This window comes from Methanobrevibacter sp. (assembly GCF_017409525.1).
Classification (GTDB): Archaea; Methanobacteriota; Methanobacteria; order Methanobacteriales; family Methanobacteriaceae; genus Methanocatella.
Map to the genome: position 1 here is coordinate 153883 of NZ_JAFQSO010000004.1, position 16888 is coordinate 170770.

Genomic DNA, 16888 nt, shown 5'->3' on the forward strand with positions numbered 1-16888 from the left:
AGGTGTAGTAAATGACTAATTATCATGATGAAATTTTAAAATTTGAAGAAATTGCAAAAGAACATACTGAATACATGAGAAACAGTATCAATCTCATTGCTTCTGAAAATGTTACAAGTGTAGAGGTAACAGAAGCCGTGGCTACTGATTTTGCTCACAGGTATGCTGAAGGACAGGCATTTGAAAGGTTTTACGAAGGATGTCAATATGTTGACCAAGTGGAAGACATGACCAAAAAGCTTTCATGTAAGGTTTACGACTGTGATTATGCTAATGTTCAACCTGTATCTGGTGTAACAGCAAACCTTGCAGCATTCTTTGGTTTTGCAAAACCTGGAAAAAAAGTAATGGCTTTGGAAGTTCCATCCGGAGGTCACATTTCCCATGCCGATGTAAGTGCAGCCGGTATTCGTGGCTTAAAAACCGTGTTCCATCCATTGGACAAAGACATAATGAACATTGACATTGATGCAATGAATAAAAAGATACTTGAAGAAAAGCCAAACATTGTTTTGTTCGGTGGAAGCTTATTCTTATTCCCTCATCCTATTGCTGAAGCTCGCGAAGCCGCAGATGAAGTCGGAGCTACAGTCATGTATGATGGAGCACATGTATTGGGTCTTATTGCAGGAGGTCAATTCCAACAACCTCTCAAAGAGGGTGCAGATTTGATGATGGGAAGCACTCACAAGACATTCCCAGGTCCACAGGGCGGAATTATTCTCTCACATAAGGAAAATGAAGAAATCATCGACAATGCAGTTTTCCCAGGTGTTGTAAGTAATCACCACTTACACCATTTATTGGGTTTAGGCATTGCCACTGCTGAAATGCTTGAGTTTGGTGAAGCTTATGCAAAACAAATCATTAAAAACGCACAGGCTCTTGGTCAGGCAATGTATGAAAGAGGCTTTGACGTATTATGTGAAGATCAAGGGTTTACAAAATCCCACCAAATTGCAGTAAACTTAACCAATATCAGGTCAGCTTCCGATATTGCAAAGGAATTGGCTGACAATAATGTAATATTGAACAAAAACCTTTTGCCTGGTGATGACAGGGACAATTCCGATGATCCATCCGGTATCAGAATAGGTACTCAGGAAATCACAAGAAGAGGTTTAAAAGAAAAAGAAATGGATGAAGTTGCTGAATTCATCAAACGTGTCGCTGTTGATAAAGAAGACATTGCCGATGAAGTTGCTGAATTCATGAACCAATACACTACCTTAGATTACGCATTTTCAGACAGAGAAGCTTACAAATATCATAAATTAGATTAAAATGAGAATCGGATTTGCATTTACTGGGGCTGGTCATTTACTTAGGGAATCAGTGCAGGTGGCTGAGAAATTAGCCAAAGAGCATGAAGTCACTATATTCCTATCAGGTGCCGCTGAAGAAGTTCTTAAGATGTATGGACTTTATGATAGAGTTGTCAGATTAACTGGCGGTAAATATAGGGAATTAGCTACTGATTCAAATCAAAAATTTTCATATCCAATTACAGGTCGTTTATCCTTAGGGAAATACGACGCATTGATTGTATCACCTGCTACAGCAAATACAGTTTCAAAAATAGTCTATGGAATAGCCGATACTTTAGTTACAAATGCCGTTGCTCAGGCAGGTAAAGGTGCCGTTCCGACATATATGGTGCCTGTTGACATCCATCCCGGTCCAATTGATACAGTTTTACCGTCCAAGATGGAATTGTCAAAATGTCAAAGCTGTGACGATTGTGTTGCATCTCTGGCCTGTGAGCAGGGAGCTATCATACCTCATGAAGAGATAGACTTAACAAAGTGCATTGGCTGCGGTTTGTGCAGGAATACATGTCCATATGATGCAATATCCGAAGGAAAAATCATAACAATCTACATGAGAGACATTGATATTGAAAACACTCGTAAGTTATCCAGTATTGATGAAATAAAGATATTTGAAAACCCTAATGAAATCTTAGATATTATCTAAGGTTTTTACTTTTTTTAAATAAATTCTATCCTATCGCCTATTTCAAAATTAAAGTGATTTTTTTTAGTTTCCAGTACATAGTGTGCTGGTTTTTTAGGTTTATAAAATCTCCATGGTTTTAATGTAGTTTTTTCTAAAATGACTTTGTTTTTATCCAGAAAATAGACATCTATATCAAATCTCATAAAATGAGTATGTATGGATGAGTCTTTTAGATTGGTAAACACTAAGGCAAAGTCAATTTCTTTTTTCAACATCAATCCTTTAAAACGCTTGATAAAGTTATCTGCGAATATAATTTTTGTATCAAATAGTTCATAAGTGGTTTTATTTAAAATCATGAAGTTATTATTTGATTAAGATTATTTAAACTTTTTATAACCTAAAAACAATATTGACTTTAGATAAATGTCTTTTCTTTGATGTTTCCACTTGCAAGATCTTCTAGAGCAATTTTAAAATCTTCTTTTTCAAAGGCTCCTGGAATAATCAATCTTTGACCATCAATATAAATGCTGTAGTGTGGAATGGCTGTAATTCCGTTAAATACTGCATCCTGCATTTCAAGTTCGACTTCAAGATCATATGATTTGCTTAAAAGCATTTTACTAATTTCATCCGGATTTAAACCGATTGAAGCTGTAATTTCACTTAACACACCAATATCTGATATTGTCTTGTTTTTTTCAAAATTTGCCTTGTATATTTTAAAAATAAGTTCCTGTGAAAGTTCGGGATAATTTTTTTGCACGAATTTTGTTAGTCTATGAGCATTTCTTGAAGAGGTTAATGAAATTGGTTTGATGGTTAGATTGTCATTTTTTGTGTTTTCTTCTACCTCTTTGAAGTTAATTTTATTGCTTAATGGAAGCTCAAATGATTTTAACTCCCATTTTGGGGTTAAATTTAATTCGTTGACCGCATCAGTTAAGCGTTTAAGTCCGATATATGAGTATGGACAGTTAAAATCACTGTAATATTCTATTTTCATTTTTTATTGTCTTTTTCTTTTTTAGCATCTTTTTTAGAAGCCTTGTATAATTTTACAATGTTATCTACTGTTCTGATTATTGTGTTGTATCTTCTATAAAATCCCATACTATTATTTTGACCGTTATTTTATATCAATATTATTAATTCAAATCCATCATGATAAAAGCAATGATTAGAATTTTAATTAGTTTAAAATCCCTTCAATTTCTGAAAAATTCTGATTTTTAATAACCTTTATTTATTAGCTAAAACAAAAAGATATATATTATAAATTATTATTTTTGAGGAGTTACAATGCCAATAAACGAGGCAGAAAAATCATATAATCACGATAAAATAGAAAAGAAAGTTCAAGAATTCTGGAAAGAAAATGAAACTTTTAGAAAGGTCAATGAACTTAGAGAAAAAGGTCCTAGATATTCCTTTTTAGATGGTCCACCTTATTGTAGCGGTAAGATTCATTTAGGTACCGCTTGGAACAAAGTTATTAAGGATTCATACTTGCGTTACAAATCAATGAATGGATTCAGCTTAAGAAGACAGGCTGGATGGGATATGCACGGTCTTCCAATCGAGAATAAGGTAGAGCACTTGCTGAACATTCAATCCAAGCAAGAAATTGAAGAGATTGGCATTGACAAATTCGTTGATAAATGTAGAGAGTTTGCCCTTGAAAATAAAGTTGCCATGGAAGAGCAATTCGACCAGTTGGGTGTTTGGATGGATTGGGATGACCCATACATGACTTTGGATCCTAAATACATGGAATCCTCATGGTGGACACTCAAAAGAGCAAACGAGCAGAATTTGCTTGTCAATGACCAAAGGGTAATCAGCTGGTGTCCGCACTGTGGAACCGCACTTGCGGCTGCAGAGATAGAATATGAAGAAAAGGTCGATCCGTCAATTTATATCAAATTCCCTGTAAGGGGTCAGGATGATACTTATTTCCTGGTTTGGACAACTACTCCATGGACCTTGCCTGCAAACATGGCTATTTGTGCAAACCCTGAATTCGATTATGTTTATGTGTTAAAAGACGGCGAAACATATATTTTAGCTGAAAACTTGATGGAAACAGTATTGGGTCGTCAAATCAAGATTCACAAAACTAAAATACCTGCCGAAAGTGAAGATGAAGAAGACAAGATTATTGAAGAAAAAGAAGTGATGTATGAAGTCATCAAAACAGTTAAAGGTGAAGAGCTAATCGGATTGAGCTATAACTACATTTTGATGGATGAAGTGCCGATACATGCCGAATTCGATGAAATCGATGCGGTTCATAAGGTTTTGCCTGGAGACCATGTTGAGCTTGGTGAAGGTACAGGTTTAGTACACACTGCACCAGGACACGGTCCGGACGATTTTGAAGTGGGTAAAGCTAATGGAATTCCAATTTTCTGCCCTGTTGGAGAAGATGGATGCTTCAGCGAAGACGGAGGCAAATATGTTGGAAAATTCACAAAAGATGAAAATGCTCAAATTATCAAGGATTTAGAAGACAAAGGCTTAATGTATCACTCAGAAACCATTGAACACAGATACGGTGTATGTTGGAGATGTAAAACTCCTATTATATATAGGGCTACCAAACAATGGTTTTTAAAAGTAACTGAAATTAAACAAAAAATGTTGGATGAAATTGCAAGCGTCGAATGGGTACCTAAATGGGCTGGTGAAGGCAGATTCCATGATTGGGTAGATAATGCCAGGGACTGGACAATTTCAAGACAAAGATTCTGGGGTATTCCAATTCCAATTTGGGAATGTCCTGATTGTGGAGAGATAAAAGTCATAGGATCCCTTGACGAGTTAAAATCAGAATCATTGAACGAAATCACAGTTGGCGATGCCGAACTTATTCACAGGCCGTATGTGGATGAGGTCGAAGTAAAATGCGATAAATGTGGCAAGTCAATTAAAAGGATTCCTGATGTATTGGATGTATGGATTGACTCAGGAGTAGCAGGATGGGCTTCACTTTACTATCCTGCCGAAAATGATAAGTTTGATGATTGGTTCCCTTATGACTTCATTACAGAAGGCCATGACCAAACCAGAGGATGGTTCTACTCACAGCTTGGAACTGGAGTAATTTCTATGGGCAGGAGTCCATATCAAAAAGTGCTGATGCACGGGTTCGTGTTGGATGAAAACGGTAATAAGATGTCCAAATCATTAGGAAATGTAGTGTCTCCTGAAGAGGTAATTGAAAAATATGGGGCTGATGTGCTCAGATTCTACTTGTTGTGGGCATCCAAACCATGGGATGATTTGAAGTTCGTATGGGAAGAGCTTTTAAATATCAACAAGATGTTCAACATCTTGTGGAATGTATATGTATTTTCAACAACTTACATGTCCCTTGATAACTTCAATCCAGTTGGATTAACTGAAGATGACATGATTTTAAGGGCTGAAGACAAATGGATTATTTCTAAAGCCAATAGCTTGGTTAAAGAAGTGGCTGAAGACTTGGACAATCTATTCTTCCACAAGGCGACAAGAAAAATCAATAATTTCATTTTAGAAGATTTAAGTCGCTGGTATGTAAGGCTTATTCGTGGAAGGACATGGGTTGAAAGCGATGACCCGGACAAATTGGGAGCATATTACAGCCTATACACTGCTCTTGTTAAATTGATTTCAGTATTATGCCCAATAGCTCCTCACATATCAGAGGAAATCTATGAAAACCTTGTAAAGGGTGTTGATTCTCAAGCACCTGAAAGCATTCACATGAACGATTGGGGATATGATGAAGATGCAATAGATGAGGAATTGGAGGCTAAAATGGATGTTGCTCGTGAAGTTATTGAAGCATCAATTAGAGCACGTGACATGGCACAATACAAGCTTAGATGGCCAGTATCAGACATAACTGTTGTATCCCAGGATGAAGATGTCCTAAAAGCTATTGAGGAATTGACAGACATTATCAAAGATCAATCAAATACTAAAGAGGTTTTATGCGCTAGCGAATTTGAAAAATTGTCATTCATTGCAAAGCCTAACCTTAAGATTCTAGGTCCTAAACTCAAGGGGGACATGGGCAAGGTTGTAAAGGGTTTGAAAATGGCTGACGGCAATCAAGTCAAAGCTGACCTGGAAGCAAACGGAAGTGTTGAAATTGAAGGAATCGAATTGAGCTCTGAAGAAGTATTGTTTGATTCTGAACTTCCGGACGATTTCGTTTCTTCAGAGTTTGAAGGTGGAAACGTATTTGTAAATACCAATATTACTTTAGAAATCAGACAAGAAGCTATGGCTCGTGAACTGATAAGAAGGATTCAGGACATGAGAAAGGATTTGGATTTGGATGTTGAGGCAAACATCAATGTTGATGTGGAAACTTCAGCCGAATTCAAGGATTTAATTGTACCTCAAAGTGAATTTGTAGCTCACGAAGTAAGGGCAAATAGCTTTATCATAACTGACACAGAAGAGTGCAGTAAAGATTCTAAAGATTATACCAAAGAATGGGATATTGAAGGAGAGAAGGTAGTTATTTCAATTAAAAATTAAGGGTGTTAACATGACTTTAGCTGATTCTGAAATTGAATATATAGAAGGAATCCTTGGAAGGGAAATGAACGAGTTAGAGGAAGGAATGCTTGATGTAATGTTTTCAGAACATTGTTCTTACAAAAGCAGCCGTCCGTTTTTAAGGGCTTTCCCTACTGAAGGAGAAAACATTATTTTAGGTCCTGGTGATGATGCGGGACTTGTATCTGTAACTGACAAATACGCTTTAGCTGTTGGAATGGAATCTCACAACCATCCATCCGCTATTGAGCCTTATGGTGGAGCGGGTACCGGTATTGGAGGTATCCTAAGGGATATCATATCCATGGGAGCAATGCCTATTGCACTTCTAGATTCACTAAGATTTGGACCATTGGAAGAAGACGAAAAATCAAGATACCTGTTTGAACATGTAGTAAAGGGAATTTCCGATTATGGTAATCGTGTAGGAGTTCCGACCGTCGCCGGTGAAATTGAATTCGATGAATCATTCAGAACAAATCCTTTGGTCAATGTAATGTGCGTAGGGCTCGTTGAAAAGGATAAAATCGTTCGTGCTGAAGCGCCTAATATTGGCGACGTGTTCCTACTGATGGGAGGAACCACTGGCCGTGATGGAATTCATGGCGTAACATTCGCATCAGAAGAGTTAACATCCGATTCAGAAACTGAAGATAGGCCTGCTGTTCAAGTAGCCGACCCATTTACTAAAAAAAGAGTTCTGGAAGCATCATTGGAAATATTGGAGAAAATAAATGTCAGTGGTGTTAAGGATTTAGGTGGTGGGGGTCTCACCTGCTGCATTTCAGAACTTGTGGACTCTTCTCAAAATGGGGCATTGGTGGATTTACGTTCAATTCCATTAAGGGAAACCGGAATGACTCCATATGAAATCATGCTTTCAGAATCACAGGAAAGGATGGTTTTCGTTATCAATCCTGATGATGTCGAGTTAGCTCAAAAAATCTGCGATAAGCATGAAATAGTATCATCAGTTATCGGCGAAGTCATTGAAGGAAACAACATGATTATTTCAGATGAAGGTGAAGAGATAGCTAGCTTACCAACAATTCTTTTAGCAGACCCTCCTTCAATCGACAGGCCAATCGTTGAGATTCCAGAAGATACAGAAAAGATAGAACTTAAGGAACCTGGAGTCTATAAATCATTACCTAAATTATTATCTTCTCCTAATATAGCTTCAAAGGAATGGGTTTACAAACAGTATGACCATGAAGTTCAAGTAAGGACAGTTGTAAAACCTGGAGATGATGCGGCAGTATTGAGAATTGACGAAGATACCGCCATTGCACTTACTACAGACTCCAATACAATTCATACTAAATTATCTCCATTTGATGGAGCTGCCGGATGTGTTGCAGAAGCTATACGCAATGTGATTTCAATGGGTGCAACTCCTTATGCAGTTGTAGATTGTCTTAACTTCGGAAATCCTGAAACACCAGAAATCTTATGGCAATTTAAAACAGCAATTGAAGGAATGAGTTTGGTGGCAGAAAAATTTAATGCACCTGTCATTAGTGGAAATGTAAGTTTTTACAATGAAACTGAAGGAATTAAGATCAATCCTACTCCTGCTGTTGGCGTAATCGGTGTTGAAAATATCGAAAACATCAGAACCATGGACTTTAAAAACGAAGGAGATAAGATTCTTTTAATCGGTAAGACCTATGATGAACTGACTGGTTCCGAGTATCACAGAACCATTCATAACTTGGAAAAGGGCACTGCTCCTAGAATCAGGATAGATGAAGAGGTAGCCAATGGTCAAACCGTATTGAGATTAATCGATGAGGATAAGGATAAAAATATCACTGCCGTTCATGACGTTTCAGCTGGTGGAATTGCCGTTGCACTTTCTGAAATGGTAATAAAATCCGGTTTGGGATGTGACGTTACCCTAACCGATGATGAATTGGATAAAATACAATTGCTTTACTCTGAAAGTCACGGCAGATATATCCTGACCGTCAAGGCAGATGCTCTTGATGATATTTTATCAAAAATCGATGTGGATGTTGCGGTAATCGGCGAAGTTAAAGGCGATTCCTTAAATATAAATGGTCATGAATTTAGTTTTGAAGATTTAAATAATGCATATCATGGAGTAATTGAGAAATACATGGCATAAATGACTTGGGGGAGTTTTTAAACATGTTTTTATCAAAATTGGATTCATTAACTAATGCCTTAAAGCTGATTAATGATAATCAAAGGTATTGCGGTATTGAAGAGATATCGATACATGATTGTCATAAGAGAGTTTTGGCTGAGGATATTAAAGCTTATCATAATTCTCCACCTTTTGATAAATCTGCAATGGATGGTTTTGCTGTAATCGGTGAAAATACATTTGGAGCATCGCAATCCAGTCCTAAGGAGTTTAAAATTATTGATGCGATTGGTGCAGGAGATTTTTCCGATAGAAAAGTCGGGGAAAATGAGGCCATTGTAATAGCCACTGGCGCTCCAATCCCTCAAGGCGCCGATGCAGTTATCATGAAGGAATACACAACTACCGAAGGGGATAATTTGACTATTTATTCTCAGGTTACTCCGGGCGAAAATGTGAGCCCTAAAGCTGAAGACATCAAAAAGGGAGAGACAATCCTTTCTAAAAATGCATTTATAAGGTATTCTGAGATGGGTTTAATAGCTTCCGCTGGCTATGATAAGGTAAAGGTTTTCAAAAAGCCTAGAATTAAATTGATTATAACGGGCAATGAGCTTGTTGAACCAACTAAAGAGGAGATTGACAAGGCTAAAATTATTAATTCTAATCAATTCACTATCAAGGCAATGGTTGAGGATTCCGGAGCAGTTTGTGAGATTGCTCATGCTGGAGATACTTTTGAAGAGGTTAGGGATGCTATTCTTGAGGCATCCGAGGATTTTGATGTAATAATGACCACTGGCGGAACAGCAATCAGCAAGGGTGATGTTGTTTTGGATGTTGTGGATGATATTGGTGAAATTCTGTTCCATGGCGTTGCAATCAGGCCCGGCAAACCGATTGGTGCAGGCATTGTCAATGACAAGATGGTATTTACATTTTCAGGCCAACCCGTTGCGGCCATGACTCAATTTGATATTTTTGCAAGGAAATATTTATTTGAAATGCAGGGAAGATCTTTTGATTTTGAAATTGTCAAAAAAGAATCAAAACTCAAGATTCCATCTCAACTTGGAAGGACAGATTTCATCCGTTCATTTACAGATGAGGATTATACCAGGCATGTCTTGAATAGGGGTTCTGGTATAATTAGGTCAATGGTTGAGGCGAACAGCTATATCATCATAGATGAAAATGATGAAGGATATCAGAAGAATGATATAGTTGATGTTGTGTTCTTTAATTCACTACTTTGGTAAGTAAAGAGGCATTTTAATGAATGGTATTTATTATTATTTTATAGCTTTTGCTATCATCTGGATATTGGCTTTTGTATTGCATGATAGGTTGTCCAATCATGGTGTTGAAATCAATTTTCCAATCATAATGTGGAAGACTCAAAGGCTTAGGGGGCTGATATCTAGAATTTCTAATTTTTCACCTAAATTCTGGCGATGGTTCATGAATGTAGGAATTGTAGTGGCTTTTATAGCCATGATATTTATCACATGGTCGGTGATTAGCTCCATACCATCGGCATTTGAAACTCCATCAGTTTCCATTGTTATTCCGGGGGTGGACATGCCGGGATCATCGATTTACGTTCCGTTCTTTTACGGTTTGATTGCTCTTGCAACAGTTTTGGTAGTCCATGAATTTTCACATGGAATCCAGGCTGTAGGAGAAAAAATCTCCATCAAATCAATAGGGCTATTGTTGTTTGCAATACTTCCGGGCGCTTTTGTAGAGCCTGATGAAGATGAACTAAAAAATGCTAAAAAATCTTCAAGGCTGAGAGTTTATGCTGCAGGTTCGATTGCCAACATGAGCTTGGCAATAATTGCAATATTGCTGGTGTCACTGTTTTCCTATGGCATTCCTCATTACTTTGCGGAAGATGGCATTGAAATCGACAGGATTGTCAGTGATTCACCATCTGAAGGTGTTTTAAGGGAAGGGATGATTTTGGAATCCATTGATAATCATTCGATTAACACTTCCAGCGATTACAGTAAGGTCGTAAGTTCTTATGCTCCAGGAGACAACGTCACGGTCAAGACGGATCAGGGCACTTATTCGCTTACACTGGCCAAAAATCCAAGCAATGACTCCAGAGGGTTTTTCGGAATTCAGGCGGCAAAGCATTTCGTATTGGTGGATGACAGCTTGGGCCCTATACCTTGGATTCTATTTGAGCTCATCGAGATGTTTGAATGGATTTTCATGCTGAACCTTGGAATTGGATTGTTCAATCTGCTTCCTATCAAGCCGTTGGACGGCGGGCATATGCTTGAAATCTTATTGAGCTATAAGTTTTCTGAAGAAAAAGTCAAACCGTTTGTAAATGCCCTGTCGGTTGTAATGGCCATGATAATAATATTCAACATTGTGGCTGGATTCTTATAAAGTTTTTTTTTAAAAAAAAGAATAAGGAAAGAATTGTTAATTCTTTCATTTTTAATGTTTAGAAGTATCTTTCTAAAATTCCTTCTAAGATTTTGTAGTGACGACCTTCGTCTTTTGAGCTTTCCCTGAAGAAATCAGCAGCGGTTTCAATTCCAGCTTCTTGAGCTTTTTCTGAAGCTTCTCTTTTTTCAGCGTTAGCCATTTTTTCTCCGCCCATCATCCATTCGATGTTAGCTTTTAGGTCATCTTTAATGATTCCGTTCATTTCACAGAATCTGGCAGCATGTTCAGCTTCTTCCCATGCTAATCTTTTAAATACTTCAGCTAATTCCCCATAGCCTTCTCTAGAGGCTTGTCTAGACATTGCTAAGTAGATACCTACTTCGTTAGTTTCGCCTTCGAAGTTTCCTGCTACATAATTTTCAACAGGAGTGTCTTTAGTGATTCCAATTTCATGTTCGTATTTTACCATAAAATCATTCTCCTTTAATTTACTATATTGTTTTCAAACAATTTAAATTTTTTATAATTCCTTACATGCCTGAGCTAATTTTTTACCTAACTCATAGCTTGCGTCATCTTCTTCAGCATTTGGCACGAATGTAATTTCTTGAGTGCCTACAACATCAAATCCGCAAGTTGCTATTTCTTCGGCAAGTTTTTGAGGCGCTCCACCTCTTCCACCCATTGAACCGAATGTGACAGCTTTTCTTTCTATGCCTGTCCTGTTGAATAAAAGGCCTTTCAGGTAGTACATTATGTCCCCGATACTTGGGTACGGAACATCGTTGATTGTTGGGTCTCCGATAGCTATTCCCTTACTGGTTAAGATACTTTTCACGATTTCTGATCTTTCATCTTCATGCAGGAAGAAGATTTCTACATCATAGCCTTCAGAGATTGCTCCTTCAGCAATTTCATGAGCCATCTGTTGGGTGGAATAGTGCATTGTATCATATATTATTGTGATTTTGTCTTCACATACGCCGGTAGCCCAGTTTTGGTAAGCTCCAATTACTTGCATAGGATCTGTCCAGATTTGACCGTGTGAAGGCGCAATCATTTTGATTTGTTCAAGCAAGCCCAATTCCACTACCTCATTTAATTTTTTAAGCACCAATTTTGAAAGAGGTGTAATCAGGTTCGCATAGAATTTTTGGGTCGCATCCATCAGGACGTGTTCTGGTATTTCATCTGAGAATCTTTTTGTGAAGCACAAGTGCTGACCGAATGCATCGTTAGGGAATAAAATTCCAGTTTCATCAGCAAGCAATGTAAACATGCTGTCCGGCCAGTGTAGTAAGAATGCATCTAGGAAGGCTAATGTTCTTCCCCCGACATCCAATGAGTCTCCAGTTCCAACTGTGATAAATTCAGCACCTTCCAGTGCAGGGTAGTGTTTTAAAAGACCGTTTACAGCAATTTTAGAGCAGTAAATTGGTGCTTCCGGGAATCTTTTGTGTAAATCCACCAAAACTCCGGAGTGGTCTTTTTCAACGTGGTTTTGGATGATGTAGTCAACTTTTACATCCTTTCCCTCTTGAGCGAATGCATCATCGATACGTGCCATCATCTCTTTTGTTTTTCCAGGATATGCATTATCAATGATTGCCACTTCATCTTCTCCAAATACAATATATGCGTTGTAAGTAGTTCCATCTAATGTGTAGCCGTGGTAACTTCTTAAATCCCAATCGAGCACACCAATCCAGTATACTCCATCAGCTATTTTTTGTGCATTTGCTTTCATATTATCAACCATTTTATTTTGTATTCACAGATTTTTCAACCTAATGAATTAATATTATTTTCTTATTTTTAGTTAATATAATTTTGTTTTATACGAACAGTTTCAAAAGTTCTGATACTTATTAGTATTCAACCGCTCTCTCTCAAGATATTATACCTATGAAAAATAGAGGTGTTAAGTATGATGAATGACGAGCTATTAAAAAATTTTTCAATAAGCTGCAACCATGCGCAGGGTACATTTTTCAGCTATGAGCTTTCGCTGAGAAAGTACTGTGAGTATTTTGGTATGAGCTTAAAAGAACTTCTTTATGAAGCTGAAGAAGATGAAAACAATGGAGTAAAATGGAAACACAGTCGGTTAAAAGCAAAATTAGTCGAATATAGGCATTACATGTATCAGCATTATGCTCCTGGAACTGTCAGAAAAGAGATGAACTGCATTAAATATTTCTATAAATTCTATGACATTGAGATATTGTCATTGCCAAAGATTAATGAAAAGAGCATTCAAAAGCCCGCTCCAATATATTTCAAGGATTTGCCGGATAAGGCTGTTATAAGGGAAGCTTTTCAAATAGCTTCTCCTCTAATGAAAGCTATAATTTTGTTTTCATGTTCCAGCGGTTGTGCCAGAACTGAAACATTGAGTCTGACAATTGGAGATTACATTGAGGCATTGTCTGAATATCTTCCCTACAGAAATATGGACATCTTTAATGCAATCGATTATTTAAATAATGTCGATGATGTGGTTCCAACATTCAGTATTTTAAGGAAAAAGACAAACAAGTATTACATCACATACTGCAGTCCTGAAGCGGTAAAAGCTATTAATGCATATCTGTTGTTGAGGGATAAACCTCTAACTGAGGAAAGTCCATTGTTTAGGATTAGCAGGACATATATGGTCCAGTCATTTGAAATGATCAATGACACTTTAGGTCTCGGTAGGGTTGGAAAGTATCGAAGGCTGAGAAGCCACATGCTCAGGAAGTTTCATGCATCAGCATTGTATAATAGTGGCATGAGTTTGGATAAGGTCAATGATTTGCAGGGAAAGGCCAAAAACAAAACAGATGCAGCATATTTCATGACAAACCCTGACGATTTGAAATATGAATATATAAAACATCTGCCGGCAGTAACAATCAACACTGACGTTGAAAAGCTATCCATCAAATCACCTCAGTTCATTCAAATGGAAAAAGAAAACGAATCCTTAAGATTAGAAGTAGGTAGCATGAGAAATGAAATTGAGGAGATGAGAGGTTTGAAGAAAGAACTTTTAGGCATCATAAACATGGTTAGTGAAGGGTAATGTTATGATATAAAAAAGGAATGGTGATAGCATTTGGCATGTTTTTGCCGAATGCTATCAATAATTTTATAAAAAGTAATATTTTTCATAAGAACATTTTTAAATAACATATATTTAAACAGTATTTCCTATTTAATTGAACATGTTAAAAATATTATTTGAGAAATAAGCATCATATCATAGTAAAAAGCATTATGTATATTATTCCTAAACAAGTTTATGATTTGTTGATGTGGCATGTATTCAAAAAAAAATTTTGAAAAAAAGTTTTTTAACATATAAAATAAAAGGGTATAGTATGGGTTATATTTATATTGATGAATCTGGAGATTTGGGTAGTGATTCTAATTATTTTGTAATGGCAGCTATAATTGTAGATGATAAGGTCAAACTAGATAGGATAATAAATAAAGTTAGAAGAACCAATAAAAAAGAATTAGGTAAGTTCAATGAGTTAAAAGGAACAGAAACTAAACCACATATCAAGAAGAAGGTTCTTAAAAAGTTAAATAAAGTAGATTATCAAGCCATTATAATAGTATTTGACAAGAAAAACAAATTTAAAATTGATTATAAAGATGATAACAACTTATTATATAATATAATCGCTTCAAAACTTGCAGAAGAACTATTTATCACGAGTAAAACATCCATAATAATAGACAAATCAAAAAATAAGGAAAAATATCGTCAGGAGTTCAACAATTTATTTTTGCCCAGTTTGAATAATTCTAAAAACTATTCCATAAGTATGGATCATGAAGATTCAGTAAAACACAAAGGACTGCAAATCGTTGATATAATCTCATGGTCTGTTTATAAAAGCTTTGAAGATGAAAATGATGAATTTATAAATTTAATAAAGAATATATCGGTAAAAAGAGTATTTGAAGATTGAAGAACCCCAATGCCGAAATAATGTCGCCTCCAGTGGAGACGAAGCTTAGAGGGGCTGAACTTCTATTGAAGTTTTTACCTCCTAAATCTACAATTACATATATGAATATAATTCATATTTAAAGTTTTGCAAAATATAACTTTTAATTATAATATCTATAAACTAAAATATATTAACGCTTCATATTATAATACATCTCAATGACTATTTTTTCCAGTTAGGGGTTCTATATAGTATTGTTACTCCAAGTTAAAGAAGTTGCCAAGACATATAGAAAGCAAAAATTTAGTAGAGATAAAATCAATATATTTCTGACTTTAATGAACATGTTTTTAGATTTCATTTAATGACATGCCTATTAATTTAATAATGCTTTTGTTAATACTAAATACAATTTAATTTATATTTTTTCTTTTTAAATAAATTGTCCCCTGATTAGTTCGATGTTTATCTGTATAATAATCTCCTTTAAGAACGTTTTCACTTTTTAAAAATTCTAATTTTGCAGTTCCTCCATGGGATTTTAAATCAGCTGTTTCAGATTCATTATAATACATATAAATTAGTTTCGGATTATCATAATCTTCAACAAAAAATGCTAATGCTTTGGTGTTTGAATTTGCTGTTTTTGTTTTCAGATTGATATTTATCTTTGTCCAAGTTTGTTTGATTTCGACTTCTGTTGGAATAGGTTCATAATCTGGATTATTTATTGTTCCAGTCCATTTTCCAGAAATATTTGGGTATTTAATTAAATAGTTGATAATTGATAATTTCCATATATAATAATCAAATAACCAAAAAATAACATTAAAACTTACAAAAAATGAAATTAATAATCCTAGTAATTGTAAATTTAGATTATCTCCTGTTATTCCAAATTTGGGTAAAATAAAAATATTTAAACCTGCATTTAAAAGTGCAGATAATATAGTTACAAACCATAGTATTGTAGAATAATTATTAGTATCAATAGAATAACTGTGCATTTAACTACCTCTCACTAAAATATATGCATTTTTTAAATATTCAATAGCATCTTCTTTTGTCCATTGATTATCATAGTTCCCAAATAAATAATACCTTTCGCAAGGCGTAATCATTTCATTTGTTTCAATAAAATTAAGTGCAAAAGATATTATTTCCAATACTCTGTCTTTTAAATTAGAAATAATGAAATATTTTTCATCAATGTTGTAGATTAATGATTCAACAAAGTATGAAGAAATATTCTCTTCATCAATATAACTGTCATTTATTAATTCAATTTTTATATTTTTAAAAATACGTACTGTTGCTTTAAAGTTAGCTACTCTTTTATTTTTTTCAGTCATATTGTTTTTATGTAATTTAGGATAACTAATAATTTGTTTTCCATTTTTATCAAAAAATGTAATTCCTTCATAATATTTAGGATATCTATAAAAATGTCTATATGAAGCACAAACAATAATGTCTGCATTTAAAGGAGTTCCAGATATAATTTTTATGCATTTATTCTTTTCTGAATAAGAATATTTTTTTGTATTTTTTAAAATATTTAAAATATGTGATTTGAAGTCGTGGACAGATATATTACTTTCACTATATTTAGAATCAAAATCTTGTCTTTGTTCTGGTGTTAATGAGTTTTTATTGCTATAAAACACATTTGTTAATTCAATCACGATGTCAACATCACTATCTTCTTGAATATTAGTGTCATTTCCATAAGATCCTTGTAGATATATATTGAATTTATATTTTTCTGAGTTAATTTTCTGAGTAAAAAATTCTTTTAATTCGTTAAATGTTTCAGTAAACTTTGTTTTATCTCCTTGTTTTGAATATTCTTCTAATTTTTTATTAATCATTTTTAGTCACTCCACTGTTTCTTATATTA

General features: G+C 35.2%; 14 protein-coding genes. 8 read left to right on the plus strand and 6 right to left on the minus strand.

The features are described from left to right. Window positions 1-11 precede the first annotated feature (11 nt). Together glyA and IJE64_RS02385 are read left to right on the plus strand one after the other, a co-directional pair. Complete coding sequence (gene glyA, locus IJE64_RS02380) at window positions 12-1283, plus strand: serine hydroxymethyltransferase (RefSeq protein ID WP_292781485.1); 1272 nt, start codon at window positions 12-14, stop codon at window positions 1281-1283. Between the two features lies 1 nt (window position 1284). Next, window positions 1285-1977, plus strand: coding sequence for a dihydromethanopterin reductase (acceptor) (locus IJE64_RS02385; protein WP_292781487.1), 693 nt, complete (start codon window positions 1285-1287; stop codon window positions 1975-1977). Between the two features lie 14 nt (window positions 1978-1991). Here IJE64_RS02385 and IJE64_RS02390 read toward each other — a convergent pair whose 3' ends face one another. Continuing rightward, on the minus strand, window positions 1992-2318 hold the full coding sequence (locus tag IJE64_RS02390) for a DUF192 domain-containing protein (protein ID WP_292781490.1): 327 nt from the start codon (window positions 2316-2318) through the stop codon (window positions 1992-1994). A gap of 59 nt (window positions 2319-2377) precedes the next feature. Continuing rightward, complete coding sequence (locus IJE64_RS02395; protein WP_292781492.1) at window positions 2378-2968, minus strand: DsbA family protein; 591 nt, start codon at window positions 2966-2968, stop codon at window positions 2378-2380. Between the two features lie 296 nt (window positions 2969-3264). Here IJE64_RS02395 and ileS point away from each other — a divergent pair, with 296 nt between their 5' ends. From ileS to IJE64_RS02415, 4 genes are read left to right on the plus strand one after another with little or no spacing between them, the layout of a single operon-like run. Then, entirely contained in the window at window positions 3265-6498 is a 3234-nt protein-coding gene (gene ileS / locus IJE64_RS02400) for an isoleucine--tRNA ligase (RefSeq protein ID WP_292781495.1), read from the plus strand. 10 nt (window positions 6499-6508) lie between these two features. After that, complete coding sequence (purL, locus tag IJE64_RS02405; protein WP_292781498.1) at window positions 6509-8650, plus strand: phosphoribosylformylglycinamidine synthase subunit PurL; 2142 nt, start codon at window positions 6509-6511, stop codon at window positions 8648-8650. Between the two features lie 23 nt (window positions 8651-8673). Beyond that, window positions 8674-9891, plus strand: a complete 1218-nt coding sequence (gene glp, locus IJE64_RS02410) for a gephyrin-like molybdotransferase Glp (RefSeq protein ID WP_292781501.1) — start codon at window positions 8674-8676, stop codon at window positions 9889-9891. A 16-nt stretch (window positions 9892-9907) separates the two neighbouring features. Then, window positions 9908-11038 carry a site-2 protease family protein gene (locus IJE64_RS02415; protein WP_292781503.1) on the plus strand — a complete coding sequence of 377 codons (1131 nt, stop codon included), beginning with the start codon at window positions 9908-9910 and terminating at the stop codon, window positions 11036-11038. 58 nt (window positions 11039-11096) lie between these two features. Here the strand turns inward: IJE64_RS02415 and IJE64_RS02420 are convergent, their stop codons facing one another. Beyond that, window positions 11097-11510 carry a ferritin family protein gene (locus IJE64_RS02420; RefSeq protein ID WP_292781506.1) on the minus strand — a complete coding sequence of 138 codons (414 nt, stop codon included), beginning with the start codon at window positions 11508-11510 and terminating at the stop codon, window positions 11097-11099. 51 nt (window positions 11511-11561) lie between these two features. Continuing rightward, window positions 11562-12788 (minus strand): FprA family A-type flavoprotein, encoded by a 1227-nt coding sequence (locus IJE64_RS02425; protein WP_292781509.1) that lies wholly within the window; start codon window positions 12786-12788, stop codon window positions 11562-11564. Window positions 12789-13076: 288 nt separating this feature from the next. Between IJE64_RS02425 and IJE64_RS02430 the strand changes: the two genes are divergently transcribed. Beyond that, on the plus strand, window positions 13077-14108 hold the full coding sequence (locus tag IJE64_RS02430) for a tyrosine-type recombinase/integrase (RefSeq protein WP_342764986.1): 1032 nt from the start codon (window positions 13077-13079) through the stop codon (window positions 14106-14108). A 232-nt stretch (window positions 14109-14340) separates the two neighbouring features. Next, a complete protein-coding gene (locus IJE64_RS02435) occupies window positions 14341-15006 on the plus strand; it encodes a DUF3800 domain-containing protein (RefSeq protein ID WP_292781515.1) in 666 nt (221 codons plus the stop codon). A gap of 395 nt (window positions 15007-15401) precedes the next feature. On the opposite strand, the gene IJE64_RS02440 is transcribed toward IJE64_RS02435, so the two are convergent. Together IJE64_RS02440 and IJE64_RS02445 are read right to left on the minus strand one after the other, a co-directional pair. After that, complete coding sequence (locus IJE64_RS02440) at window positions 15402-15995, minus strand: hypothetical protein (protein ID WP_292781518.1); 594 nt, start codon at window positions 15993-15995, stop codon at window positions 15402-15404. Next, window positions 15996-16859 carry a nucleotidyltransferase gene (locus tag IJE64_RS02445; RefSeq protein WP_292781521.1) on the minus strand — a complete coding sequence of 288 codons (864 nt, stop codon included), beginning with the start codon at window positions 16857-16859 and terminating at the stop codon, window positions 15996-15998. Between the last annotated feature and the right edge of the window lie 29 nt (window positions 16860-16888).

What these genes read in the sequence shown, in the direction of transcription:
- IJE64_RS02390 (WP_292781490.1), bottom strand. Translation starts at nt 2,318, where the DNA reads ATGATTTTAAATAAAACCACTTATGAACTATTTGATACAAAAATTATA.
- IJE64_RS02425 (WP_292781509.1), bottom strand. Translation starts at nt 12,788, where the DNA reads ATGAAAGCAAATGCACAAAAAATAGCTGATGGAGTATACTGGATTGGT.
- IJE64_RS02420 (WP_292781506.1), bottom strand. Translation starts at nt 11,510, where the DNA reads ATGGTAAAATACGAACATGAAATTGGAATCACTAAAGACACTCCTGTT.
- IJE64_RS02445 (WP_292781521.1), bottom strand. Translation starts at nt 16,859, where the DNA reads ATGATTAATAAAAAATTAGAAGAATATTCAAAACAAGGAGATAAAACA.
- IJE64_RS02385 (WP_292781487.1), top strand. Translation starts at nt 1,285, where the DNA reads ATGAGAATCGGATTTGCATTTACTGGGGCTGGTCATTTACTTAGGGAA.
- purL (WP_292781498.1), top strand. Translation starts at nt 6,509, where the DNA reads ATGACTTTAGCTGATTCTGAAATTGAATATATAGAAGGAATCCTTGGA.
- IJE64_RS02430 (WP_342764986.1), top strand. Translation starts at nt 13,077, where the DNA reads ATGAGCTTAAAAGAACTTCTTTATGAAGCTGAAGAAGATGAAAACAAT.
- IJE64_RS02395 (WP_292781492.1), bottom strand. Translation starts at nt 2,968, where the DNA reads ATGAAAATAGAATATTACAGTGATTTTAACTGTCCATACTCATATATC.
- glyA (WP_292781485.1), top strand. Translation starts at nt 12, where the DNA reads ATGACTAATTATCATGATGAAATTTTAAAATTTGAAGAAATTGCAAAA.
- ileS (WP_292781495.1), top strand. Translation starts at nt 3,265, where the DNA reads ATGCCAATAAACGAGGCAGAAAAATCATATAATCACGATAAAATAGAA.
- IJE64_RS02440 (WP_292781518.1), bottom strand. Translation starts at nt 15,995, where the DNA reads ATGCACAGTTATTCTATTGATACTAATAATTATTCTACAATACTATGG.
- glp (WP_292781501.1), top strand. Translation starts at nt 8,674, where the DNA reads ATGTTTTTATCAAAATTGGATTCATTAACTAATGCCTTAAAGCTGATT.
- IJE64_RS02415 (WP_292781503.1), top strand. Translation starts at nt 9,908, where the DNA reads ATGAATGGTATTTATTATTATTTTATAGCTTTTGCTATCATCTGGATA.